Origin of the sequence: Flavivirga jejuensis (assembly GCF_030540765.1) — a bacterium.
In the GTDB taxonomy this organism is placed as follows: Bacteria; Bacteroidota; Bacteroidia; order Flavobacteriales; family Flavobacteriaceae; genus Flavivirga; species Flavivirga jejuensis.
This window is the reverse complement of sequence record NZ_JAUOEL010000001.1, coordinates 524,740-550,550: the sequence shown is the minus strand read 5'-3', so window position 1 is coordinate 550,550 and position 25,811 is coordinate 524,740. Positions and strand designations below refer to the sequence as shown.

Sequence of the window (25,811 nt, the reverse complement as noted above, 5' to 3'; positions counted from 1 at the left end):
AAAAATTATTATTCAGGAAATTTAGCTCTAATCCCATCTAAACACAAATTGTGAATACTTCCCGCATGCGTATGTTTTTTAGAAGTATCAGCAACATAGGTTCCATCTTGTACTTGTCCGCCAATTTTCTGGTAAGCTTCTCTAAAACTTTGCCCTTCCACAACCAAAGTATTTATATTATCAACCGTAAATAGGTATTTGTACAAATCGCTATGTACATCAATATCTTTCACAATAATTTGTTGAATGGAATAATTGAAAATATCCAGAATATCTTTTACCTCCTCGAAAGCAGCAATGATGTTTTCTTTTAATAACTGAAAATCTCTATGGTAACCACTTGGTAGGTTATTGGTTATTAAAATCATTTCGCTTTGCAAGGCTTGTATTTTATTACACTTGCCGCGAATCAATTCAAATACATCTGGGTTCTTCTTATGAGGCATAATGCTACTCCCTGTAGTCAGTTCGTCTGGAAAGGAAATAAATCCAAAATTCTGACTCATATACAAACAAGCATCCATAGCAAAACGAGACATCGTATTACAAAGACTCCCTAAGCTTGCCGCAATAGTTCGCTCACTTTTCCCACGACTCATTTGAGCTGCAACTACATTATATTTTAAAGTAGTAAAGTTCATTTCTTTGGTGGTTAATTCTCGATCTATAGGAAATGAACTTCCATAACCAGCAGCAGACCCCAACGGATTTTGATCAACCGTTTGAATGGCGGCATTTAATAAATATACATCGTCTATCATTAACTCTGCATAGGCAGAAAACCATAACCCAAAGGATGATGGCATGGCTACTTGTAAATGCGTATACCCTGGTAAGACTTTATCCTTATGCGTTTCAGCTAATTCTAAAAGTGTTGTAAAAAACGTTTTTGTTTTTTCTTTTACAATACCTAAATTCTCTTTATAATATAAATGTAAAGCCACTAAAACTTGATCGTTTCTAGAACGTGCTGTATGGATCTTTTTACCAACCTCACCCAACGATTTGGTTAATTCGAATTCTATTTTAGAATGTACATCTTCAAACTGAGGCTCAATAACAAACGTACCGTTTTCAATCTGGGTTTCTAGAATCTTTAATCCGCCTAACAATTCAACCAATTCTTCAATTGTTATAATACCAATTTTCTGAAGCATTTTAGCGTGTGCTTTAGATGCAATAACATCGTACTTCGCTATATGAATATCTATTTCTCTATCGTTTCCAACAGTGAATTGTTCTATTTTTTTATCGATTGATATACCTTTATCCCAGAGTTTCATCTTATATACTTTTTTTTATTTCCGCGAAGGCGGGAATCTTTTATTCTTTATTCTTACTTATATGGATTCCCGCCTTCGCGGGAATGACAGAACTGTTAAACAATTACACAACTCAACATAAATCTTAATTTTTTAATTTTAGAATCGAGAAAAAAGTCTGTTAACGAACACTTCAAACTTCAAACTTCAAACTTCAAACTTCAAACTTCAAACTCATTTCACAACACCTTTTCTAATAATTCAACATATATCTTAATACCTTCCTCTATTTCATTCACATAAATAAATTCATCTGCAGAATGCGAGCGCGTACTATCTCCAGGGCCTAGTTTTAATGACGGACAGGATAACACGGCTTGGTCTGATAGCGTTGGTGAACCGTAGGTTGTTCTTCCAATGGCGATTCCTGCTTTAACTAAATCGTGGTCTAATGGAATGCTTGACGAATTTAAACGTAGGCTACGTGGTGTTATACTTGTGCACGGTGATTTCTCCTGTAATATGTCCGCAATTTCTGAATTGCTATAGGCATCATTTACTCGTACATCTATTACTAATTGTACATCTGCTGGAACTACATTATGCTGTTTTCCTGCATTAATTTGTGTCACCGTTAATTTTACATCGCCTAATGCTTCGGAGCCTTTTTCAAACTTAAAATCCTTAAACCATTGAAGTACTTCGATGGTATTATAAATGGCATTGTTATCATTAGGGTGTGCGGCATGACTTGGTGTTCCTTTAACTACAGCATCAAAAACCACTAACCCTTTTTCGGCTACTGCTAAATTCATGAGTGTTGGTTCGCCTACAATGGCTACATCTACTTTTGGAATAACGGCTAGCATACTATTTAATCCGTTTGGCCCGCTGCTTTCTTCTTCCGCGGAAGCGACAATTACTAGGTTATATTTTAAATCCTCATGATTATAAAAATGAGTAAATGTGGCAATTAACGAAACTAAACATCCTCCTGCATCATTACTCCCTAAACCATATAATTTCCCATCTTCTACAATAGCTTTTAACGGATCTTTGGTATAGGCACTATTGGGTTTTACGGTATCGTGATGTGAATTTAGCAACAACGTTGGCTTACTTTCATCAAAATACTTGTTGATGGCCCAAACATTATTTTGTGTTCTTTTATAATCAATATGATAGCGTTTAAACCAATCTTCAATATGCAACGCCGTTTGATCTTCTTCTGAAGAAAACGACTGTGTTTCTATCAACTTTTTTAAAAGTGATATGGCATCGTTTATTAATTCCTGCTGCGTCATGTTATAAAGTTATGGTTGTAAAATTATCATTTTCTTGGGTTAACATCGATGTATTTCCCATATTAATTGTACTAACACCATTATTTAAGGCATCGAAGCAATTTTCTAGCTTTGGTAACATCCCATCGGCAATAATACCTTTTTCTAATAGGTTTTTGTATCTCTCTGAATCGATGTGTTTTACTACCGAATTCTTATCATTAATATCTTCTAAAACGCCATTTAATTCAAAACAATAATAAATGGATGTTTTGTATAGCTTACTCATACCTACTGCTACTTGTGATGTAATGGTATCTGCATTGGTATTTAATAACTGTCCGTTCCCATCGTGTGTAATGGCACAAAAAACAGGTGTAAAATCGGCTTGTATTAACTTATCTATAGATTCGTGAGCCACCTGTTTAACATCTCCAACAAAACCAAAATCGATATCTTTTACGGGTCTTTTATCTGATGCGACACTATTTATATCGGCTCCCGTTAAACCAATGGCATTGGTGTTTAAGGCTTGTAATTTGGCAACAATATTTTTATTAACCAGACCGCCATAAACCATGGTGATCACTTCTAAAGTTTCGGCATCGGTAATACGTCTGCCGTTTATCATTTTAGATGCGATTCCTAATTTTGATGCGACCAATGTAGCACGTTTGCCACCTCCATGCACCAAGATTTTCTTTCCTTCTAAATTAGAAAATAATTTTAAAAAAGCTATTAAAGACGTTTCGTCTTCAATAATATTTCCTCCTATTTTTACTATGGATAATTTTCCCATTTTTATTTATTCTATTAATATAGGTTTCGCTTCTCGACTACGCTACCATTGACGTTTTTTATAAATACTTAATTTGTAATCGCTTGTTATTCAGAGCAAAGCGAAGAATCTTTATAATTAATTTTTAAAGATTCTTCAGTCGTACCTCCTTCTGAATGACACCCCAATTAAGTCATTTCATCCGCTAGTTAAAATTTTTAACACAGATCTACCATTGACGTTTTTTTTATTATATATAAACACTTAATTTTCAATTATTTGTCATTCAGAGCATTCCGACAATTGTCGGAGTCGAAGAATCTTTATTATTAATCTCTAAAGATTCTTCAGTCCTACCTCTTCTAAATGACACCCCAATTACATCATCACATCCGCTTGCTAAAATTTTAGCAGATGTCTCGAAGTGAAATGGTCTATAATTTATAAATTTTCTAATATTTTCTTCAACACCAATTGTGCTGCATAGGTTCTGTTATTAGCTTGTTGAATAACCAACGAGCTATCACTATCTAAAACCGCATCTTCTACTACCACATTTCGTCTTACTGGTAAACAGTGCATAAATTTAGCATCACCTAGCTTTTCTTTCGTAATCATCCAATTAGGATCTTCATTTAAAATTTTTCCATAATCTGAATATGAACTCCAGTTTTTAGTATACACAAAATCGGCATTTGCAAACGCTTCTTCCTGGTTATATGTTATTGGTGTATCACCAGTTATTTCTGGGTTTAAATCGTAACCTTCTGGATGCGTAATTACAAACTCAACATCCATTTTTTGCATGGCTTGAACAAAACTATTTGCTACCGCATGTGGCAAAGCTTTAATATGAGGCGCCCAACTTAAAACCACTTTTGGCTTTGCAACTTTTGCATGCTCTGAAATAGTTATCGCATCTGTTAACCCTTGTAATGGGTGTCCTGTAGCACTCTCCATATTAACTATTGGAACCGATGCATATTTGACAAACGATTTTAAAACCTGCTCGCTTTCATCTTTTGCTTTATCTGTTAACGTTGGAAACGCTCTTACAGCAATAATATCGCAATACTGAGACACCACTGCTGCGGCTTCTTTTATATGTTCTGCGGTATTACCATTCATAACAGTGCCATCTCCTAATTCGATACCCCAGGCATCTCCAGACACATTCATAACAATAGGATTCATACCTAAATTTAATGCTGCTTTTTGGGTACTTAAACGGGTACGCAAACTAGAGTTAAAGAATAATAAACCGATGGTTTTATTTTTTCCTAAGCCCCCATCTTTTAAGGGATTCAGCTTTAACGCTTTGGCTTCTTCAATCCAAGAATTGATGTCGTCTATATCGTGTATGGAGGTGTAATGTTTCATTTTGATTTTATTTAATGATCAATTCCATTTTCTGATGAATAATCTTTGTTTTCTTTGATGGATATTTATTTCCTAAGGCTTTAAAATTAAGTTTCTCATAAAATGGCAAAGCTGTTTCTCTGGCATTAAGTTCTATCCTAGATACCTTATTTTCTTTACTTAGCGCAATGAGCTCTTTTAATATTTTTAAGCCAATTCCCTTTTTTTGAAAGGCTTTTTTAATGGCCATTTGAGAAATTATGCTTGTGTTATTTTTAATATTTAATCGTCCTGTTCCAACGACTTCTTTTTCATTTAAACAGACTAAATGAATGCCTTTAGATTCAAGATCGTCATGAATCAAATCATGACTATTTTCCATATTTTTGAAAAAGAGTTTTACTCTTAATGCGACCGCAGCATCATAAAGCGGGCTGTTAATAGCTACATATTTTAATTCAAAAATATTCAAAATTACTTTATTTTAGTAAACAGGATCTTATTCTCAAGCGCATTTATTATAAAATTGTCTTCTAATCCGTTTACGATCCATGTTTCTACGTTTGATTGTTTGGCTACTGAAATGGCATCTATTTTAGATTGCATACCACCAGTACCGTGAGTTGATTTAGAATTTACAACTTGATGTTTTAATGCATTAAAATCCTCAACCAATTCAATGGTTTTTGGAGTTCCTTTTTCAATGGACTCCTTAGTATAAATACCATTGGTATTGGTCGCTATTATAAATAGATCGGCACTTAAAAGAGAAGCAGTAAGTGCGCCTAATTTATCATTATCCCCGAATTTAATTTCGTCGGTAGCTACGGTATCATTTTCATTAATAATAGGGATATAATTATTGTTGACTAATACATTTATGGTGTTTACAATATTTGTTTTACTTTCTTGCTTTTCAAAATCTGAATACGACAATAAACATTGTGAGGTTAATAAGCCCAACTCTCTAAAAATTTCTTGATATATTCTTATAAGATGTGGCTGACCAATAGACGCTAAGGCTTGTTTTACAAAAATTTCTTTTCGTTTACTTTCAAGTTTTACAAACTGTTTTGCTACAGCAATAGCACCAGAACTTACAATAATAAACTCACAGGTATCTTGCAACTTCGCTATTTGATTTGCAATATCTTCAATCTTCCCTCTCGAAATATTATCGGTTTCTTTGGTAAGCGTATTAGATCCTATTTTTAATAATATTCTTTTCTTTTTCATGGTTATCTTATTTGTCCATCTCCATGAACGTACCATTTATTAGTTACCAAATGTTGCAGACCGATCGGACCTCTTTGGTGTAATTTATCTGTACTTATAGCTAATTCGCCACCAAGTCCTAACTGACCACCGTCTGTAAATCGTGTTGAAGCATTATGATATACCGCAGCTGTATCTACATTTTCCATAAACAATTTAGCTTCTGCTTCATGGGTTGTTACTATAACAGATGAATGTCCGCCAGAATATTTATTTATTTTGGCAATAGCATCGGCATTCGATGCTATTTCTCCAACAACAATCTTATAATCTAAAAATTCTTCATACCAAATATCATCAGATTCAAATGCCTCAACCTCATCAAACTCACATGTTGCTTCATCTCCTAAAATTTGAATATTAGACGCTTTTAATTTAGAAATTAAGCTTTTTATAAAGGCTTCTTTATTAGGAAGGTTTTTGTCAATTAAAACTTTATCAACCGCATTACAAGCCGATATTTTTGATTTCCCATTAATAATAACATCTAAAGCGATCTCCAAATTGGCTTTTTTGTGAACATAAACAAAGTTATTACCGCGACCACTTATAATAACTGGACATGTAGCGTGCTGCTTTACAAAAGCAATTAAACGTTCACCACCACGAGGAACAATTAAATCAACTTTCTGTGTTGGTTTTTCTAAAAAGGCTTGAGTTTCTGTTCTATTGAATTGCATATACTCCACCCAATCGGTTGATGCATCATGATCTTTTAATGCTTGATGCCACAACTCCACAATTTTCAAGTTTGATTTTAATGATTCTTTACCACCCTTAAGCAATATTTTATTCCCCGATTTAAAAGCAATCCCTGCAGCTTCTACCGTAACATCTGGCCTGGATTCGTAAATAATTAACACCGTTCCAAACGATGCCGTTTTATTATAAACCTGCATCCCATTCTCATGTTTAAAACTAAAACGCTCTATCCCCACAGGATCTTCTTGAGATGCTAAATGCGTTACAGCATTAATCATTTCATCGACTTTAGAATCATCTACTTTTAAACGATCGAACATCGAAATATCATCGCCATTATAAGCCTCTAAATCGGTTTTATTAATAGCAATAATGGCGTTTCTTTCTTGTTCTAAAAGAACTGCCATTTTAAGTAACACGGCATTTCTTTTTTCTATGGATAATAGTGTGTTCATTTTTTTTAGTTTTCAGTGTTCAGTAAACAGTTTTCAGTCTCACTCTATCTCTAAAGTTTTTTTGTGATTTCTCCTTTCAGTCGAAATAACCTACTACTATTAATATTACTTTATCATGTCGACATGAGGTACGATTGAGACATCTCATAATATATAGTCTTTAAACTGTTTCTTTATTTTTCGTTATAACCTTTTTAAGCGCTTCAAAAAATTGATCAACGTGTTCTTTTTTAACAGTCAGAGGAGGCAAAATTCTTAACAGCTTTTTATTGGATGCGCCGCCAGTAAAAATATGTTCATCATAAATAAGTTTTTTTCTTAGCTCGCCAACTTCAAAATCGAACTCTAAACCTATCATCAAACCTTTTCCTTTTATATTTTTTATCTGCGGAATTGTTTTCGCTTTTTCAATAAAATACTCAGAAATAGTATTCGTATTTTCAATAAGTTTTTCTTCCTCAATCGTATTTAAAACTGCTAAACCTGCTGCACATGCTAAATGATTCCCACCAAAAGTAGTTCCTAGCATCCCATATTTGGCTTCAATATCTGGGTGTATTAATATGCCTCCTATTGGAAAACCATTCCCCATACCTTTTGCCATGGATATAATATCTGGCGTTACGTTATAATACTGAAACGCAAAAAACTTTCCAGACCTTCCATATCCACATTGAATCTCATCTGCAATAAACATTGTGTTATTAGCTTTGCAAAGCGCATCTACTTGTTCGAAAAAGGCTGTAGTTCCTTGATCCAAACCACCAACACCCTGAATGAACTCCACAATAACAGCGCAAACATCACCCTTTTCTAATTCTCTTTTAACACCTTCTACATCATTCAGTTCTAAAAAGGTGACTTTTTGTTGTGCATTTATTGGCGCTACAATATTAGCATTATCTGTTGCAGCAACAGCAGCCGATGTACGTCCGTGAAATCCGTTATTAAATGCAATAACACGTGCTTTTCCTGTTTTAAAGGAGGCTAATTTTAATGCATTTTCGTTAGCTTCTGCCCCAGAGTTACATAAAAACAATTCGTAATCCTTACAGCCAGATAGTGCTTCAATTTTATCTGCTAATTGTTTTTGTAATGGATTTTGAATCGCATTAGAATAAAACCCTAAGGTGTTTACTTGATTGGTAATTGCTTCAACATAATTTGGATGTGCATGTCCGATAGAGATCACAGCATGACCTCCGTAAAGATCTAAATATTCGGTTCCTTCGTTATCATAAACGAGTATGTCTTTCCCAGAAACTGGGGTTACATTATATAATGGATAAACGTCAAATAATGGCATTTTAATTCTTTTTAATTTGATTAATTTTTTCGAACGAGGCCACAATACCTTGTATTAAAGCAGAGCTTAACCCTTCATGCTCCATGGCATTTAAACCTTCAATAGTACAGCCGCTTGGTGTGGTTACACGATCTATTTCTTGCTCAGGATGTCTTCCAGATTCTAATAACAAACTAGCCGCTCCATAACAGGTTTGTGTTGCTAATTCATGTGCTTGTTCTGCTTCAAAACCTAATTGAATAGCACCTTGTGTGGTAGCACGTACTAAGCGCATCCAAAAGGCAATACCACTGGCACAAATAACGGTTGCTGCTTGCACCAAATCTTCAGAAATCACCATAGTAGTTCCTAATTGGTTAAATATCTTTTGAGCCAGTCCAATCTTATCCTGCCCTTTTTCATTAGCCGATAAACAAGTCATCGATTTACCAATTGAAATCGCTGTATTTGGCATCACACGGATGATGTTTTTATCACTTCCAACAATAGCTTCTATTCTAGAAATCGCAACACCAGCAGCCACAGAAATAACAACATGATTTTGGGTTATTTTTGATGCAACATTAGTTAAAACATGGTCAATATGCTTTGGCTGAAGTGCGAAAATAACCATATCAGATGCTTCAACTGCTAAAGCATTATCATTCGTTAACGTTACGTAATCTTCATTCTCAAAACCTTTAACAGCCGATGTATTTTTATCACTTAAATACAATGATGTAAACGATTTATTATTAATAAGTCCTTTTGCTATTGAACTTCCTAAATTCCCTGTTCCTATAATGGCTATTTTCATGATAATTCTTTAATTTTTATTAATTTCTATGGCGTTACCACAAGGGTCGCGCTTTCCGCTATATCTTTTTTTCGTGCCTCCAAAAAGGATGCCGCTGCAATCGCTAACGCACTAATTCCTCCCCTAGCCCCTCCGAAGGAGGGGGATGCTTACTCTTACTTTTTTTCAATCCATTCCTCCCTTTCGGGAGGTTAGGTGGGAATTAAAAATAAGTTGCTTTTAATTGCAACCCTGTTGTTTCTTCTAAGCCAAACATTAAATTCATGTTTTGAATCGCTTGTCCAGAAGCACCTTTTAATAAGTTATCAATCACACTTGTAATTAATAATTTGTTATTATGTTTATGTAAATGTATGATACATTTATTTGTATTAACCACTTGCTTTAAATGGATAGCCTCATCTGAAATAAAAGTAAATGCTGCATCTTTATAAAAGTCTTTATACATAGAGATTGCTTCTTCAACCGTACCTTCAAAGTCTGTATAAACGGTTGCAAAAATCCCTCTTGAAAAGTTCCCTCTATTGGGCATAAACAAAATCTCTGAAGAAAAATCATTTTGCAATTGCTTTACCGATTGATTAATTTCTCCTAAATGTTGATGCGTAAATGGTTTGTAATACGAAAAATTATTATCTCTCCATGTATAATGCGTGGTTGCCGATAATGACGTTCCAGCACCTGTTGCACCTGTAACGGCATTAATATGGACATCGTTATTTAGTAAATTCTTTTCTGCTAATGGCAATAATGCCAATTGAATGGCCGTTGCAAAACACCCTGGGTTCGCAATATAATTAGCCGATTTAACAGCTTCTTTTTGCAACTCTGGCAAAGCATATACAAAATTTTTACCATCAAAAACCTTGTCTTTTTCTAACCTAAAATCATTTCCCAGATCAACAATCTTTGTTTTATCTGAAAACGTATTATTCTTTAAAAATTTTACCGAGTTCCCATGACCTAAACATAAAAACAACACATCTACTTCTGGATTTACGGTACCTGTAAATTCTAAATCTAAAGACCCCACTAAATCCTGATGCACCTTGCTGATTTTGTTTCCAGCATTAGACGTGCTAAACACAAAATCAATCTCAGTTTCAGGATGATTAATTAATAATCTAATTAATTCACCAGCAGTATAACCTGCACCTCCAATAATTCCAACCTTAATCATAGCTTAAGAATTTACTTGTCTATATATTTTATTTTGATTTCCTAGAATTTTAATAAATCCTTTAGCATCATCTGCTGTCCATGCTTTATTTTCTTCACCATAAGTACTAAATTTACTAGACATTAAATCGTGATCAGAAACAATGCCGTCTAAAGAAAAGTGATACGGCTTTAAAGCAACAACAACATCTCCAGAAACCATTTTTTGAGAACTCTGCAAAAAGGCTTCAGTATCTCTCATTACAGGATCTAAATATTGACCTTCGTGTAAATGCATCCCGTAGAAACTAGATAAATATTCTTTGTGTTGTAATTGCCATTTTGTTAATGTATGCTTCTCTAATAAATGGTGTGCTTTTACTGTAATTAAAGCCGCCGCAGCTTCAAAACCAACGCGTCCTTTAGTACCAACAATGGTATCACCAACATGAATATCTCTACCAATGGCATATTTAGAAGCCATATCATCTAGCTTTTCAATATTTATCTGAGGATCATTTTCTTCGCCATTTAAAGCAGTAAATTCACCATTTTTAAAAGTAAGTGTTACTTTTTCTTCACCTTCTTTCTCTAATTGAGAAGGGTACGCTTCATTAGGTAATGGTTTTTCTGATTCTAAAGTTTCAACACCTCCAACACTTGTTCCCCAAAGTCCTTTGTTTACAGAATATTTTGATTTTTCCCAAGGCATATCAATTCCTTCAGATTTTAAATACTCTATTTCTTCTTGTCTTGTTAATTTCTCGTCTCTAATTGGTGTAATAATTTTAATATCTGGAGCCAATGTTTGAAAAATCATATCAAATCGTACTTGGTCGTTTCCTGCACCTGTACTACCGTGTGCTATATACTCTGCCCCTATACTTTTTGCATATTCCACAATCTCGATCGCTTGAATAATTCGCTCTGCACTTACAGATAATGGGTAACTGTTATTCTTTAAAACATTACCAAAAATTAAATATTTCACTACTTTTTGGTAAAATGTAGCAACTGCATCAATATTTTTATATGTAGAAACACCCATTTTATAAGCGTTACTTTCAATATGTTCTATTTCACTTTTTGTAAATCCACCCGTATTTACACTTACTGCATGTACATCATACGTTTTAGATAAACTAACGGCACAATACGATGTATCTAATCCGCCACTATATGCTATTACTAATTTTTTCATTTTTTTGTTTTTTTCGCTTTTTTTAAGAACATGGTTTCTTTAATATGTTTTAATCTTTTAAAAACCTTTTCTTTTATTTTTTTTGATTCTATTTTTTCTTTTGTCTTTCCATCGTATAACATCCCTGTACACAAACACATTTTACGGTTGGTGCGTGTTAAAACATCATAGTTCTGACAGGTTTGGCATCCATCCCAAAATGTTTGATCGTCTGTTAATTCTGAAAATGTAACTGGTTTATACCCTAAATCACTATTCAATTTCATAACAGCTAAACCAGTTGTAATACTGAATACTTTAGCATCTGGAAATTTTGTTCTGGAATGCTCAAAAACTTTGTGCTTTATCTTTTTTGCTAAGCCTTTTCCTCTATAATTTGGATGTACTATTAAACCAGAATTAGCTACAAATTTCCCATGACCCCAGAGTTCTATATAACAAAACCCAGCAAATACGTCACCATCTAAAGCAATAACAGCATTACCATTCCCCATTTTTGTTGCAATATATTCAGGTGTACGTTTTGCTATACCAGTACCTCTAACCTTTGCCGATTCTGCAATGGTCTCGCAAATAATTTCTGCGTATTTAGTATGTGATTTATTGGCGATTACAATCTCCATTTATTGTATCTATTTTTAATTTGAATTTTAACCTTTTTTGATTACTGAACTGGACTCACCTAGTTCAAAAACAGAAGCACACCCTTACGGGCGACGAGGAAAAATACGGCGCATAATATATCTATTAACTAAGAAGTTAACTAATTTTTGAAATGCTATGAAATATATTTTGGACACTATGAAAAAAATTAAAATGACGTTTTGGTTTTGCTAACAAGAAAGACTAGAAGCGGCGGCGGCGATTGCGCGCGGGCAAACCGGGAACAGAACAACGTATTTTATTTTTTAAATTTTTCATAGTACAAATCTAAAATTTTATTTAATACTACTTGTAAAAATGAATCATTTTTTCATAAAAATTATTAATATCTCTATATTCTTATGTTTTTTTTCTAAATAATTCAATGATACTTAAATTATTTAGAAACTTTAAATAGTGAAAGTGTATTGAGTTATAAACCTGAGTTCGACCTAAGAAAAACAAGACCCCCTATTAACACTGTTTATTAGACAATTATGTATATAAAATATGTTTTTAGACTCTTTATAACATGTGAGACTTTTATCTACGATTCTTACATCGAACTCAGGCTTATAAGAGATCGACTCATTAAATAAAAAAGACCCGCCTTAGCAGGTCTGATTTTAAGAGGGCTGTTCAAACTTTCTAATCCTGTTAAAGCTGTTCAGATTCAACTGTCCTGTCCTTTAATGTTTTAAACAAATTTAGAATTTTACAACACGCAAATAAATATTAAATATTTAATTCTATGTAAAATTATCCATTTAAAGCCCCTCTCCATATTCCCAACCTTTACGAACAGGCTCTTTGATATATGCATTTAATTTTGGCCTATTTGTAATTTTCATTTTTTCACCATTGTACTTAATTTTACCGCCAAACCTCTGTGCTAATACACCTACTAATGCCATTTCTGTAAGGTCAGATCCATAATCAAAATTAGAACCAGGTAAGGTATTATTTTTAATAGCATCCAACCACTCCTTATGTGGGTTATTTTCTTCAATTCTTGGAATGGTTTGGTTTGGTGCATTTTTTAAAAAGGCATCATATTCGGCATTCGGCATCAACAATCTGGGATTATCTGGTCGAGCCCCTGTTATTAATGCATTTTTACTACCTACCATTATCATACCTCCACCTTGATTATTTTCCAAATTATCTATACCCCATTCTGGTTTAATAGCGATATCTGGTGTTTGAAATCCTTCATGCCATATTAATTTCACGGCTGGTTTGTTATGACGCTTTTTAAATTTAAAAGTAACTGTGGATGAATCTGGCATAAAACTCCTATCATTAAAACTCCCTTCAGGAACGCTAGCCTCAGTACTATACGGAGTTCCTAAATCTAAAGCCCAAAAAGGGGCATCTAAAGTATGGCAAGCCCAATCGCCCAAGGTTCCGTTTCCATAATCATAAAATCCACGCCATGATTTAGGAGCATATGCTTTATTAAAAGGCTTTTCACTTACTGAGCCTTGCCAAAGATCCCATTTAAGATTTTCTGGAATGGCGTGTTTTGGTGGTGGAAAACTTTCAGGTTTTGTAAAATAACGCCCTGGCCCAAATTTATTTACACCATGCCACGCATACACTTCTTTTACATCTCCTAAAACATCGGCATCATACCACTCTTTTATTAATCGAATGCCATGAGTCGTATGTCCTTGGTTTCCCATTTGGGAAACAATCCCATAATGTTTTGCTGCTTTTTTTAAAGTACGTAACTGCCAGATATTATGAGCCAATGGTTTTTCTACAAATACATGTTTCCCTAATTCCATGGCTGCCATAGTCGCTACAAAATGCGTATGATCTGGTGTTGAAACTATTACAGCGTCAATGTCATTAGCCATCTTATCAAACATGACCCTAAAATCTTTAAATTTCCTCGCATCCGGGAAGTTTTCTGCTGCTTTATTCATCATAAGATCATCCACGTCACACAAAGCAACAACATTATTCCCTACAGCGATTTTTTTTAAGTTAGACCCCCCTCTATTTCCAACGCCTATGGCTGCAATATTTAATTTATTGTTTGGAGAAAAACTTAATAGACCTGGGAGTATTAAAACACCAGCCGAAGCGGCTGCTGTTGATTTTATAAAAGACCTTCTTGATACATTATTTACCATAACTTTATTTATTAATATTATTTTTACTTTATAATTCTCGTATCCAAATATTTCTATAACTCACACGACTATTATCTCTATGATCTTGTAACTTAAGCGACGCTTTTCCGTGTTTTTCATACTTGGGGTGTCCAATAAAAGCTGTTGTTCCTTGTATTGTAAAATGGTCTTGCACTAGTACACCATTATGTATAACTGTAATGGTTGCCTTTTTTACAACCTGTCCATTTTCATCAAATTCTGGTTGATGAAAAATAATATCATAAGTGTTCCAATCTCCAGTAGAAGCAGATGCATTAACCAAAGGAATAGACTGCTTATAAACCGAGGCTACCTGTCCATTAACATAAGTATCGTTATTGTTATTATCCAAAACCTGTATTTCATATCTACTTTGTAAAAGCACACCACTATTTGCTCTACTTTGGTTTTTTCCTTGAACTTCTATAGGCGATTTCCATTCTATATGCAATTGTACATTTCCAAATTCTTGTTTGGTTTTAATATCACCAGCTTTATCTTTCACCGTCATACTACCATCTGCATTTAAGTGCCAATTAGCAGGCGCTCCATCTTTTGCATAAACCCATTGATCTAAATTAGTCCCATCAAAAAGTACAACAGCATCACTTGGTGCCGAATTATTTTTTCCTGGAGTAACTATTTTTGGTTTAGGTTCCCATATTTCAGTTTCTTTTGGTTTCATTTTTTGTTGTCCAAAACAAGAAAAAAACACTCCAAATAAAATGACTAGAATTACATATTTTGTTTTCATACCAATTAAATTATATCCCCAATATTTTTTTTAAGTAGGCTTTATCTGTTTCACCACCTGCAAAATCATCAAAACCTCTTTCAGCAGCTTCAATAATATGTTTTTGAATAAAAGGAGCACCTTCTCTGGCTCCTTGCGTAGAAGACTTTATACAGCATTCCCATTCCATAACTGCCCAAACATCACATTCGTACTTGGTTAATTTTGAAAAAATACTTTTAAAATCTACTTGACCATCTCCTAAAGACCTAAAACGTCCTGCTCGGTCTTTCCAATCGGAATAACCGCCGTAAACTCCTTGCTTTCCAGTAGGATTAAACTCTGCATCTTTTACATGAAATGCTTTAATGCGTTCATGATAATAATCTATAAACGCTAAATAGTCTAATTGCTGAAGTACAAAATGACTAGGATCGTAAAGTATATTAGCACGTTTATGATTACCAGTAGCTTCTAAAAAACGTTCAAAAGTAATCCCATCATGAATATCTTCACCTGGATGAATTTCATAACAAACATCGACACCTTGCTCGTCAAAATGATTTAAAATTGGTAACCAACGACTTGCTAATTCTTTGAATCCCATCTCTACTAATCCGTTTGGTCGCTGTGGCCAGGGGTACATGGTATGCCACATTAAGGCTCCAGAAAAAGTAGCATGCGATTTTAAACCTAATCGACCACTTGCTGTTCCCGATTTTTTAACAAAATCTATAGCCCATTCGGTTCTTGCTTTTGGATTATTTCTAACCTCCTCTGGTGCAAAACCATCAAACATAGAATCGTAAGCAGGATTCACTGCTACTAACTGGCCTTGTAAGTGTGTAGAAAGCTCTGTGATTTCTAATCCATATGAATTCACTTTTCCTTGTAACTCATCACAATATGTTTGACTTTCAGCAGCTTTTTCAATATCAATTAAACTCGACTCCCAAGTTGGTATTTGAATGCCTTTATACCCTAAATCGGCTGCCCATTTACACATACCGTCTAAACTATTATATGGTGCTTCACTTCCTGCAAATTGCGCTAAAAACACAGCAGGTCCTTTTATTGTTTTCATATTCCCCTCCTAACCTCCCCAAAAGGGAGGGATTTTTTAATTATTAATTTATTTTATTATTTTTTAGATTCCCGATGTCTCAGGAATAACAATTCCTATGGAAACTTCGACAAAAGCGTCGAAGAATTACTTTTTAAACGTTGTCCAAGCTGCATTGTTTTTATCACTTTCTACTGCTGCATAAATAAATTGCATCCCCCGAACACCATCTTTGGCTGTAGGGTAATCTGGGTTTTCAATAGTTTCTCCATTTAAGACAGCCATTAAATGGGTTGCAAAATTTTTATAAATAGTAGCAAAAGCTTCTAGATAACCTTCTGGGTGACCAGCAGGAATTCTAGATACATTTAATGCTTCTGGATATAAATCGTTTCCATTTGGCGTAAAGACTTTAACGGGGTCTTCAAGCCAATGTGTTATTAATTGATTTGGATTTTCCTGATGCCACTCTAAACTTCCTTTTTCACCATATACTTTAATCGCTAAATTATTTTCTTCTCCTAAAGCAATTTGAGAAATAGACATCGTTCCTTTTGCACCGTTTTCCATACGAAGTAATAAATTACCATCATCATCCAGAACTCTACCTTCTCCAAACTTACCTAAATCGGCAGCTAATTCATCAATTTTTAAGCCTGTGATATATGCTACTAGATTTTCGGCATGTGTACCAATATCACCCAACGCACCACCAATTCCAGAACGTTTAGGATCGACTCTCCATGAGGCTTGTTTTTGTCCCGTTTTTTCAACAGCAGTAGACAACCAACCTTGTAAATACTGCACCTGAACTTTTCTAATAGCTCCTAAATCGCCATTTGCAACCATTGCTTTGGCTTGTTTTACTAATGGATGTCCAGTATAATTATGCGTAAGTGCGAATAATTTTCCGCTTTCACTAACTATTTTCTCTAAAGCAATCGCTTCATCTAGTGTTAAAGTCATTGGCTTATCGCAAACCACATGAAACCCATTCTCTAAGGCTAATTTTGCTGGCGGAAAATGCATATGATTTGGGGTTACAATGGCTACGAAATCCATTCGTACATTTTCAGGAAGTTCTTTTTCTTTCGAAATCATTTCTTCATAACTCCCATAACATCTATCTTCAGGCAGATATAAATCTTTTCCTGATGCTATCGATTTTTCCGCACTACTGCTAAAAGCACCACATACCAAATCAATCATACCATCAATTGATGCCGCTCTTCTATGTACATCGCCAATGAATGATCCAGTGCCACCACCAATCATTCCCATTCGTAATTTTCTTATCATTTAATATGTCTATTAATATTTTAAATAATCCTATTCATGGACTGTTTGAATTCTTAAATGCTCAAATTTCTTTCTAATTAAAAATAAAATACCATACAGTACTACTAAAGCTAATGGAAAAAACACCATATAACTTAAGGTCTCCCGACCCGCAACAACTTCTGCAGCTTCTGCTGTAAGACCCGATTCTAAAGCAGCCGCTCTTCCTTTATCTAACCATGAGCCAATTACAGGTTGCCATATTCCCGTAGCTAGCATGCCAGCACCTCCAACTAACGACATCCCTAATGCTCCTGTTTTTGGTAAATATTCGGAAACAAACCCAATGGTTGTTGGCCAGAAGTAACAAACTCCAACAGCGAATAATATGGCTGAGATATAAATAAGCGCAGAACCTTCAACCACACTCATAGAATAAACTGCTATAGTAGTAAGTATTGCTGACATCCATAAAACTCCAACAGGGTTTAACTTATGCACCAATGGTCCTGCAAAATAACGTCCTAATGCCATAATAGTAGTAATCATAGCAAAAACCAACATTGGATTAACACCCGTGCTTCCTAATATTTTTTCAACCCATTGCTGAACTCCAAGTTCTGATGTTGCAGACAAAGTCATACAAACTACTATAAATAAAAACAAAGGACTTGCTAAACTTTTAATATTTAAGCCTGTATTTGTTTCAATATGCTGGCTCTCTGGAAATTTTTGTTTAAAAAACATAAATCCATAAATAAGTGTTGGTACAAACATAATAGCAATTTGTGCTTGCCATCCCAATCCTAAATAACTCATAAGCCCTGAAATTAAAGCTCCAATAGCTAGACCTCCTGGAAACCAAACATGAAATTTATTCAACATAGCTGTTCGATTGTTAGTATACATATCAGCAATCATAGGATTACAAGCAGCTTCTACTGAGCCATTAGCAAAACCAATAAGTAAAGATGATATTAAAAGGGTTACAAACCCTCCTGCATAAATGGTCATTAAAAGCCCAACTAAATGAGAAACAAAAGCCATAATCATTAATTTTCTGGCTCCCAATTGATTATAAAGTAACCCTCCTAAGATCGTTGCTATAGGAAACCCTCCGATAGCCATCGCATTTATCCAACCCAATTCTGAATTGGTGAGATTAAACTGAACGCCTAAATCTGTTAGTATTCCCGCTCTAATAGCAAAGGTCATAGCCGTTACAACCAATGCGATACAAGCAGCTATAAAAATCTGATTTTTATTGACTTCTTTCATTTTATATTTAGTTTAATTTAGTTTAGTTTTCTAAGAAAGCTGGTTTCCAGCACGTATCAACAAATCTCTAGTTAATTCAATGCCTTTTTCTTCAGACATGATATCACCTTCATACTCAATACCAACAAAGCCTTTGTAACCTGATGCTTTAACCATTTCCATTATCTTAAGATAATTTATAACGGTATCCTCTCCTTTCTCATTAAAATTATAAGACTTTGCACTTACTGCTTTAGCATAAGGCAACAATTCTTTCATCCCTTGGTACCTATCATATGCCTCAACACAATCACCAGCCTTATTTTTTTCTATGCAGAAATTCCCAAAATCTGGTAAAGTCCCACAATTTTTATTTTCTATTTGAGAAAACACCTCGGTCATCCACTTTCCATTTGAAGAAAAACCACCATGATTCTCTACTAAAACATTTATATTAGACCCTTTTGCAAACTCAGAAAGTCTATTTAAAGCATCTACACTGGTTTTTACCGCCTCATTTTTATCTACACCGCCAGCTAAATTAACCCGAATGGCATGGCAGCCTAAAAAGTGAGCTGCTTCTACCCATTTGTAATGATTCTCAATCGCTTTAGTTCTTTCTTTATCATCTGAATTGGCAAGCATTCCTTCGCCATCAATCATGATTAAAACATTTTCTTGTCCTTCAGTATCTGCTCGTAAATTCATCTCTTTTAAATAAGACAGATCCTTTACTTTGTCTTTAAAAAACCCGTTCACATATTCCAACCCTTCCAGACCAAAACTTCTGGACTTTGCAGCAAAGTCCAAGTGGTTCATTTTATTACCAAACAGAGCCCTGTGCAATGACCACTGAGCCAAAGACATTTTAAAAAACAAAGCATGACCATTACTAGCTTGATTCGATAGTGTTTCTTTTTTTTCAGATTTTTTGCACCCGTACAAACCCAATAACGATAGCCCAGCACTCACATAGGCTGTTTTTGTAACAAAACACCTTCGTTTCATAAAAAACTATTTAAGTAATCTAATCATCTTAAAGAGATGATTATGTGAAAGTAGAGATTTGAATTTAAAATATTGTGTATTTTTATTCAGTGAAAGAATTTAAACACTTATTTACAATTTAAGTTAAACCAATTCAGAATTATTAACACCTGTTTTTAAACGATATTCATTAGGCGAACATTTTTCATGTTTTTTAAACACGGTAGCAAAATATTGACTCGTAGTAAACCCACACATATAAGCTACATCTGAGATTGTTAAGTCCTTATTTTCTCGAAGTATTTCTTTAGACATTTCTAACCGCTTCATCGTTAAATAACGCATAGGTGTTAAATTTGTTAATCGTTTGCAATGGTGTGTAAATCGCGTCAAGCCCACTCCTGCCGACTGCGCCATCAATTCAATAGTCCAATTTTCAGAAAGATTTTTCTCAAGCTCTTTTAAAAAGAATTGTACACTTCTAGAACTATCTGTAAGCGATTCATTCAAAACAATATTATCAGCATTCAATAAATCGAGCAACAAAATCAATAAGTAATTTACAAGCAACCTTATTCTAGAAGCATTACTACCTTTTACATCTCTGTTTATTGCTTTATTTATTCGCATAAAACAATCCCGAACACGTTGATCTGTTTTCCAAATGGATTTTTCATTTTGCCTCAAAATAGTAGTGAGCCTTGTTAAATCTGAAGGCACTAATGTAATCCAATCCGGCCAAACCCATTCCTGATGTGGCCTACGAACACCTAAATCTATAATAACCCAATAAAATTTCCCCATTCCAATATGAGGATTTCCTACCTTATGAGCCTCCCAAGGACGTGTAATTGTTAAGTGATTTGGAGTTAATAAAACTTCTTTGTTTTCCTGAGAATACGGCATCGATCCAGATTCCAAAAAATGAAACTCTATACCCTCATTTCGATGCCAATCTAAACCCCAATCTTGTGGCTCGTTGGCATCCCAATATCCAATACTATTAAGACCTAGTGTATTTTCATCCAACCTATCCCCTGGATAGGAATGTCGCGCTAATGCCTTAAATTTTAATTTATTCCGATTAAAAGCATCAATTAATGGTAAACAAGTATCTACATGATAAACAACTCCATCTGCTTCATAAGGCTCTATTTCCTGTGTGTTTTCTTTCATTGAAATAATTTGAACATTATTATCATGCAAATTAGTTAAATTTCCATTTATTTTTATATTTAAACACCGTTTTTTATGTTTTATAACGAAGCAAATTTGCAATAGTTATTCAACAAAAACATTCATAGCACATTTATACTAAACACAATAATGACTGAAGACACCATTAAAGAACACCCTACGACTTATGACGCCATAGTTATAGGTACTGGAATTAGCGGAGGCTGGGCAGCTAAAGAACTTTGTGAAAATGGATTAAAAACACTGGTTCTTGACAGAGGTCGTATGGTAAAACATATTGAAGATTACCCAACCATGCACACAGATCCGTGGGATTTAAAACACCGTGGAAAAGTTAATCCAGATGAAGTAAAAGGTCAAACTAAAGAACGCAGAAGTGGTTTTATAAATTCTTATAGTGGCCATTGGTTTGCAAATTATGAAGACCACCCGTACAACGAATCTAAAGGCTTTGATTGGCTTCGTGGCTATCATGTTGGAGGTCGCTCCATTATGTGGGGAAGACAATCGTATCGATTGAGTGATATGGATTTTGAAGCCAATAAAAAAGATGGGCACGGTGTTGATTGGCCAATACGCTATAATGATATCGCTCCTTGGTATGATAAGGTTGAAACATTTATAGGGGTCTCTGGACAAAACTTGGGACTCTCTCATTTACCTGACGGTAAATTATCTGATCCCATGGAGTTAAATTGTGCAGAAAAAGACTTGCAAGAAAGCTTAAAAGGTAAATTTGACGATAATAGATTGTTAATGATTGGTCGGGTAGCCAATAAAACTGGAAATGCGATGCATGAAGGGCGCTCTAACTGCCAATTCAGATCCAGATGTGTACGCGGATGCCCTTTTGGCGGTTACTTTAGCAGTAATTCATCAACACTACCAGCAGCAGAAAGAACAGGAAACATGCATTTGCGCGCAAACTCTATTGCATATGAAATTGTATATGATGAAAAAACGGGACTAGCTTCTGGTGTTAAAATTATTGACGCCGAAACCCATGAAAAAATCTTTTTTAAAGCTTCTATTATTTTTAATTGCGCATCTGCTATAGGTTCTACAAGCATCTTATTACAATCTAAATCTAAACGATTTCCCAACGGAATGGGTAATGATAGTGGTGAGCTAGGACATAACCTTATGGATCATCATTACGGAGTAGGAGCCTCAGCAGAAATTGAAGGGTTTGAAGATTCCTATTATAAGGGAAAAAGACCAAATGGATTCTACATTCCAAGATTTAGAAATTTAGGGGATGCAAAAACGGAAACAAAAGAATTTATACGCGGTTATGGTTATCAAGGAGGTGCAAGCAGATCGAATTGGAAAAAATCTGTTGCTGAACTAAGTTTTGGTAAAGATTTAAAAGATGAAATTTTAAAACCAGGCACCTGGACTATAGGAATGACTGGATTTGGTGAATGTTTACCTTATCATGAAAATAAGGTATCTTTAAATTATGATATTTTAGATAAATGGGGACTGCCTACTCTAGATATGGATGCTGAGTTTAAAGAGAATGAACTAAAGATGCAACAAGACATGATGAACCAAGCTGTTGCTATGCTAAAAGCTGCTGGTTACAAAAATGTAAAAGGACGTATAGGAAAACCTATTCCTGGTTCATGCATCCACGAAATGGGGACTGCAAGAATGGGACATAGCCCTAAAACATCTGTTTTGAACAAACACAATCAAATACATGCTGTTCCAAACGTTTATGTTACCGATGGTGCTTGCATGACGTCTTCCGCATGTCAAAACCCATCGTTAACCTATATGGCATTAACAGCAAGAGCTGCAAATCATGCTGCTGCTGAATTTAAAAAAAATAAAACAAGTTAAGATTATGAATAGAAGATCCGCTTTAAAAAATCTGACCTTGAGTTTGGGCTATACCGTAGCTGCTCCAACTATTTTTAATATGCTTGCTTCTTGCTCTGCAGAAAAAAAAACCTGGACGCCTCTATTTTTATCTCCCGAAGAAAAACATATGGTAACACATTTAGCAGATATAATTTTACCAAGCTCTGATACTCCTGGAGCATTAGACGTTAATATACCTCAGTTTTTAGATTTGATGTACCACGATCTTGAAAAAAAAGAAAATCAGGAATTGTTTAGAAAAGGTGCTGCTGTTTTTGCTAAAAAGTTTAACGGTCCTATTTTAGATGGAAAAAAAGAAGATTTTGAAAAATCATTATCATCTTATTTTAATATTTCGAAAGAGGAAACAAAAAATATACTTAAAAAACAAAGATTCCCTTTGGCTAGAATTGACGAGGCTAACCTAGAAAAATACACTTTATACAAATTTTTATTATCAATCAAATACTATACGTTATTTGGATATTTCACCTCCGAAGAGGTAGGTGAGCGTGTTTTGGCTTACGATCCTGTTCCTGGTAGATATGATGGATGCATTTCGGTTGATGAAGCAACTGGAGGTCGCGCATGGTCTTTATAAATTTCGACACATAGAGATACAATGTTACATTCCTATAAAGCAGCTATTGAGTTGACATTGACATTTCAGGCGGATAGGCTACCAAAGAAATAACATGTACATGATAAATTTAATAACGCCCTAATTCCAGTAACTAAAAAACTAAATTTTTATAAGCTATGAAGAAAGCTATTTCTCTCAATAAATTATTTGTATTAGCACTATTTATTTTATGCAACACTGTTTATGCTCAAGAAGCTGAAGTATCAAGTGTTATTGTTTTCTCTAAAACAGCAGCCTACCGTCATCAAAGTATTGAAATTGGACTTGAAGCATTAAAGAAATTAGGAATAGATAATAATTTTTTAGTAGATGCCACTGAGGATGCTGATACGCTTATCAAAAATTTAAATAATTATAAAGTGGTTGTATTTTTATCAACATCAGGAGACATTTTTAATGAAAATCAGCAAAAAGCTTTTAAAAAATATATTGAAAATGGTGGCGGATTTGTAGGTATTCATGCAGCAACCGATACCGAATATGATTGGCCCTGGTACGGAAAATTAATTGGAGCTTATTTTGCAGGCCACCCTAAACAACAAGACGCAGTGATTAATATTGTTAACCACGACCATAAAGCGACGTCCTTTCTGGGTGATACATGGCATAAATTTGACGAATGGTACAACTACAAACAAATAAGATCAAACATTAATGTTTTAATGACTTTAGATGAAACATCTTATTCGGGTGGTAAAAATGGAGAGAACCATCCCATTTCATGGTTTCATGAGCATGAAGGCGGTCGTGTGTTTCACACTGGATTAGGACATACTAAAGAAAGCTATACAGATGAAACATTTTTAAAACATATCTTAGGTGGCATTCTTTATACTATGAAAAAAGACTGAATGTGTAAGCGAACCATATCACTATGAAAAGAAGGTCATTTATTAAAAAAAGCACAGCTACCGCTTCATTATTAGGCATGGGCTTTTCAGGTATAAATGCCATGAATATTTTAGACTCAAATACAATTAAAAATGCCTTTAAATTAAATTTTGCACCACATATAGGCATGTTTAAACATCATGCAGGCAGCAATCCTATTGATCAATTGAATTTTATGGCAGATCAGGGTTTTACTGCTTTTGAGGATAACAATATGAAAAATCGTTCTGTTGAGATTCAAAAAAGTATGGCAAAAACTATGGTTGATAGGAACATGACCATGGGGGTATTTGTTGCTCATAAAATCTATTGGAAAGAACCTAATTTGGCTAGTGGCAATATTGATAAACGAAATGAATTCTTAAATGACATTAAACAGTCTGTTGAAGTCGCAAAACGTGTGAATGCTAAATGGATAACTGTTGTACCAGGCCATCTCGATTTAAAACAAAAAATGGATTACCAAACCGAGCATGTTATTGAAACATTAAAACAAGCATCGGGCATTTTAGAACCACATCAAATAACCATGGTATTAGAACCTTTAAATTTTCGAAATCATCCTGGGTTATTTTTAACAGAATCACCTCAAGCATATCAAATTTGTAAAGCGGTAAACTCGACATCTTGTAAAATATTATTCGACATTTACCATCAACAAATACAAGAAGGCAATCTAATTCCTAATATAGATGCATGTTGGGACGAGATTGCTTATTTCCAAATTGGCGACAACCCTGGTCGTAAAGAACCAACAACAGGAGAAATAAATTATAAAAATATCTTTAAGCATATTCACTCTAAAGGATATAAAGGTATTTTAGGCATGGAACACGGAAATTCTGTAAGCGGTAAAGAAGGTGAAAAAAGAGTCATAAATGCCTATTTAGAAAGTTCTAAATTTTAGTTATATGTAAATTACACGGATTGTTTTGAGTGGTAATTGGTACTCTTTATTCTACAATAAATTTACCTTTCATCATACCATAATGCCCTGGAAAACTACAGATGTAATCATATACGCCTACTGCGGGTGCATCAAACTCTACAGAAGTAATTCCTCCAGCTCCAATTAAAGAAGTATAAGCTATAACATCTTTAGTTTTCTTTGGTATATATTGACTCTCTTTACCCGCCGCAGCTGCTTTACCAGCAAAACCAGCAACATCTACGCCTTGTTTAAGAAGCACGAAATTATGCCCCATAACATTAACATCTAATTTACCTATATGTCTTAAAGTGATTTTTACCTTTTGTCCTGCTTTTACTTTAATTTCAGTTTTATCAAACTGCATATTATCATTACCCGAAATAGCTATCTCGTTAGCACTTTTCTCTTCTGCACTTTTAGACGTCTCTTTTTTGTTTTCATAGCTAAATCCTGCTTTCTTTTTTTCTTCTTTACCACCACAAGAAACTAGAACTAAAATCGAAAAAAATGATAAAATCAAATACTTAAATGTTTTCATACCTAAAAAATAATATTAGTTGTAAAAATAATAAAGAATACAATC

At 34.4% G+C, this 25,811-nt stretch carries 24 protein-coding genes; 4 read left to right on the top strand and 20 right to left on the bottom strand.

Annotation, left to right across the window (positions count from 1 at the left end; translation table 11 throughout):
- Positions 1-8 precede the first annotated feature (8 nt).
- The 19 genes from argH to Q4Q40_RS02360 form a co-directional block, all read right to left on the bottom strand.
- Positions 9-1,283, bottom strand: coding sequence for an argininosuccinate lyase (gene argH / locus Q4Q40_RS02450; RefSeq protein ID WP_303300087.1), 1,275 nt, complete (start codon positions 1,281-1,283; stop codon positions 9-11).
- A gap of 218 nt (positions 1,284-1,501) precedes the next feature.
- Positions 1,502-2,566, bottom strand: coding sequence for a M20 family metallo-hydrolase (locus Q4Q40_RS02445; protein ID WP_303300086.1), 1,065 nt, complete (start codon positions 2,564-2,566; stop codon positions 1,502-1,504).
- Position 2,567: 1 nt separating this feature from the next.
- Positions 2,568-3,344 carry an acetylglutamate kinase gene (gene argB, locus Q4Q40_RS02440; protein ID WP_303300085.1) on the bottom strand — a complete coding sequence of 259 codons (777 nt, stop codon included), beginning with the start codon at positions 3,342-3,344 and terminating at the stop codon, positions 2,568-2,570.
- Between the two features lie 420 nt (positions 3,345-3,764).
- Positions 3,765-4,703: an N-acetylornithine carbamoyltransferase gene (locus Q4Q40_RS02435; RefSeq protein ID WP_303300084.1), complete on the bottom strand. Its 939-nt coding sequence runs from the start codon at positions 4,701-4,703 to the stop codon at positions 3,765-3,767.
- Between the two features lie 7 nt (positions 4,704-4,710).
- Positions 4,711-5,154, bottom strand: coding sequence for a GNAT family N-acetyltransferase (locus Q4Q40_RS02430; RefSeq protein ID WP_303300083.1), 444 nt, complete (start codon positions 5,152-5,154; stop codon positions 4,711-4,713).
- A gap of 2 nt (positions 5,155-5,156) precedes the next feature.
- Positions 5,157-5,918 carry a glutamate 5-kinase gene (gene proB / locus Q4Q40_RS02425; protein WP_303300082.1) on the bottom strand — a complete coding sequence of 254 codons (762 nt, stop codon included), beginning with the start codon at positions 5,916-5,918 and terminating at the stop codon, positions 5,157-5,159.
- Positions 5,919-5,920: 2 nt separating this feature from the next.
- The gene (locus Q4Q40_RS02420; RefSeq protein WP_303300081.1) at positions 5,921-7,114 is read right to left on the bottom strand and encodes a glutamate-5-semialdehyde dehydrogenase; all 1,194 of its coding nucleotides are present in this window, start codon (positions 7,112-7,114) and stop codon (positions 5,921-5,923) included.
- A gap of 160 nt (positions 7,115-7,274) precedes the next feature.
- The gene (locus Q4Q40_RS02415) at positions 7,275-8,420 is read right to left on the bottom strand and encodes an aspartate aminotransferase family protein (protein WP_303300080.1); all 1,146 of its coding nucleotides are present in this window, start codon (positions 8,418-8,420) and stop codon (positions 7,275-7,277) included.
- A gap of 1 nt (position 8,421) precedes the next feature.
- A complete protein-coding gene (gene proC, locus Q4Q40_RS02410) occupies positions 8,422-9,216 on the bottom strand; it encodes a pyrroline-5-carboxylate reductase (RefSeq protein ID WP_303300079.1) in 795 nt (264 codons plus the stop codon).
- Between the two features lie 202 nt (positions 9,217-9,418).
- The gene (gene argC / locus Q4Q40_RS02405) at positions 9,419-10,396 is read right to left on the bottom strand and encodes an N-acetyl-gamma-glutamyl-phosphate reductase (protein ID WP_303300078.1); all 978 of its coding nucleotides are present in this window, start codon (positions 10,394-10,396) and stop codon (positions 9,419-9,421) included.
- Between the two features lie 3 nt (positions 10,397-10,399).
- Complete coding sequence (locus Q4Q40_RS02400) at positions 10,400-11,575, bottom strand: argininosuccinate synthase (RefSeq protein ID WP_303300077.1); 1,176 nt, start codon at positions 11,573-11,575, stop codon at positions 10,400-10,402.
- A complete protein-coding gene (locus Q4Q40_RS02395; protein ID WP_303300076.1) occupies positions 11,572-12,198 on the bottom strand; it encodes a GNAT family N-acetyltransferase in 627 nt (208 codons plus the stop codon). Before Q4Q40_RS02395 ends, Q4Q40_RS02400 begins: the two co-directional genes overlap by 4 nt.
- Before the next feature lie 786 nt (positions 12,199-12,984).
- Complete coding sequence (locus Q4Q40_RS02390) at positions 12,985-14,358, bottom strand: Gfo/Idh/MocA family oxidoreductase (protein ID WP_303300075.1); 1,374 nt, start codon at positions 14,356-14,358, stop codon at positions 12,985-12,987.
- Between the two features lie 28 nt (positions 14,359-14,386).
- Positions 14,387-15,133 (bottom strand): 3-keto-disaccharide hydrolase, encoded by a 747-nt coding sequence (locus Q4Q40_RS02385; RefSeq protein WP_303300074.1) that lies wholly within the window; start codon positions 15,131-15,133, stop codon positions 14,387-14,389.
- Between the two features lie 10 nt (positions 15,134-15,143).
- A complete protein-coding gene (locus Q4Q40_RS02380; protein ID WP_303300073.1) occupies positions 15,144-16,196 on the bottom strand; it encodes a sugar phosphate isomerase/epimerase family protein in 1,053 nt (350 codons plus the stop codon).
- Positions 16,197-16,322: 126 nt separating this feature from the next.
- Complete coding sequence (locus Q4Q40_RS02375) at positions 16,323-17,474, bottom strand: Gfo/Idh/MocA family protein (RefSeq protein ID WP_425555854.1); 1,152 nt, start codon at positions 17,472-17,474, stop codon at positions 16,323-16,325.
- Positions 17,475-17,504: 30 nt separating this feature from the next.
- Positions 17,505-18,731: an MFS transporter gene (locus Q4Q40_RS02370; protein WP_303300072.1), complete on the bottom strand. Its 1,227-nt coding sequence runs from the start codon at positions 18,729-18,731 to the stop codon at positions 17,505-17,507.
- Positions 18,732-18,761: 30 nt separating this feature from the next.
- Positions 18,762-19,718, bottom strand: a complete 957-nt coding sequence (locus Q4Q40_RS02365; RefSeq protein WP_303300071.1) for a sugar phosphate isomerase/epimerase family protein — start codon at positions 19,716-19,718, stop codon at positions 18,762-18,764.
- 123 nt (positions 19,719-19,841) lie between these two features.
- A complete protein-coding gene (locus tag Q4Q40_RS02360; RefSeq protein WP_303300070.1) occupies positions 19,842-20,873 on the bottom strand; it encodes a helix-turn-helix transcriptional regulator in 1,032 nt (343 codons plus the stop codon).
- 150 nt (positions 20,874-21,023) lie between these two features.
- Between Q4Q40_RS02360 and Q4Q40_RS02355 the strand changes: the two genes are divergently transcribed.
- From Q4Q40_RS02355 to Q4Q40_RS02340, 4 genes are all read left to right on the top strand, one after another.
- Positions 21,024-22,742, top strand: a complete 1,719-nt coding sequence (locus Q4Q40_RS02355) for a GMC oxidoreductase (RefSeq protein ID WP_303300068.1) — start codon at positions 21,024-21,026, stop codon at positions 22,740-22,742.
- 4 nt (positions 22,743-22,746) lie between these two features.
- Positions 22,747-23,364 (top strand): gluconate 2-dehydrogenase subunit 3 family protein, encoded by a 618-nt coding sequence (locus Q4Q40_RS02350; RefSeq protein ID WP_303300067.1) that lies wholly within the window; start codon positions 22,747-22,749, stop codon positions 23,362-23,364.
- Positions 23,365-23,522: 158 nt separating this feature from the next.
- Positions 23,523-24,257, top strand: coding sequence for a ThuA domain-containing protein (locus Q4Q40_RS02345; protein ID WP_303300066.1), 735 nt, complete (start codon positions 23,523-23,525; stop codon positions 24,255-24,257).
- Positions 24,258-24,280: 23 nt separating this feature from the next.
- Entirely contained in the window at positions 24,281-25,204 is a 924-nt protein-coding gene (locus Q4Q40_RS02340) for a hydroxypyruvate isomerase family protein (protein WP_303300065.1), read from the top strand.
- Between the two features lie 46 nt (positions 25,205-25,250).
- On the opposite strand, the gene azu is transcribed toward Q4Q40_RS02340, so the two are convergent.
- Positions 25,251-25,766: an azurin gene (gene azu, locus Q4Q40_RS02335; RefSeq protein ID WP_303300064.1), complete on the bottom strand. Its 516-nt coding sequence runs from the start codon at positions 25,764-25,766 to the stop codon at positions 25,251-25,253.
- Between the last annotated feature and the right edge of the window lie 45 nt (positions 25,767-25,811).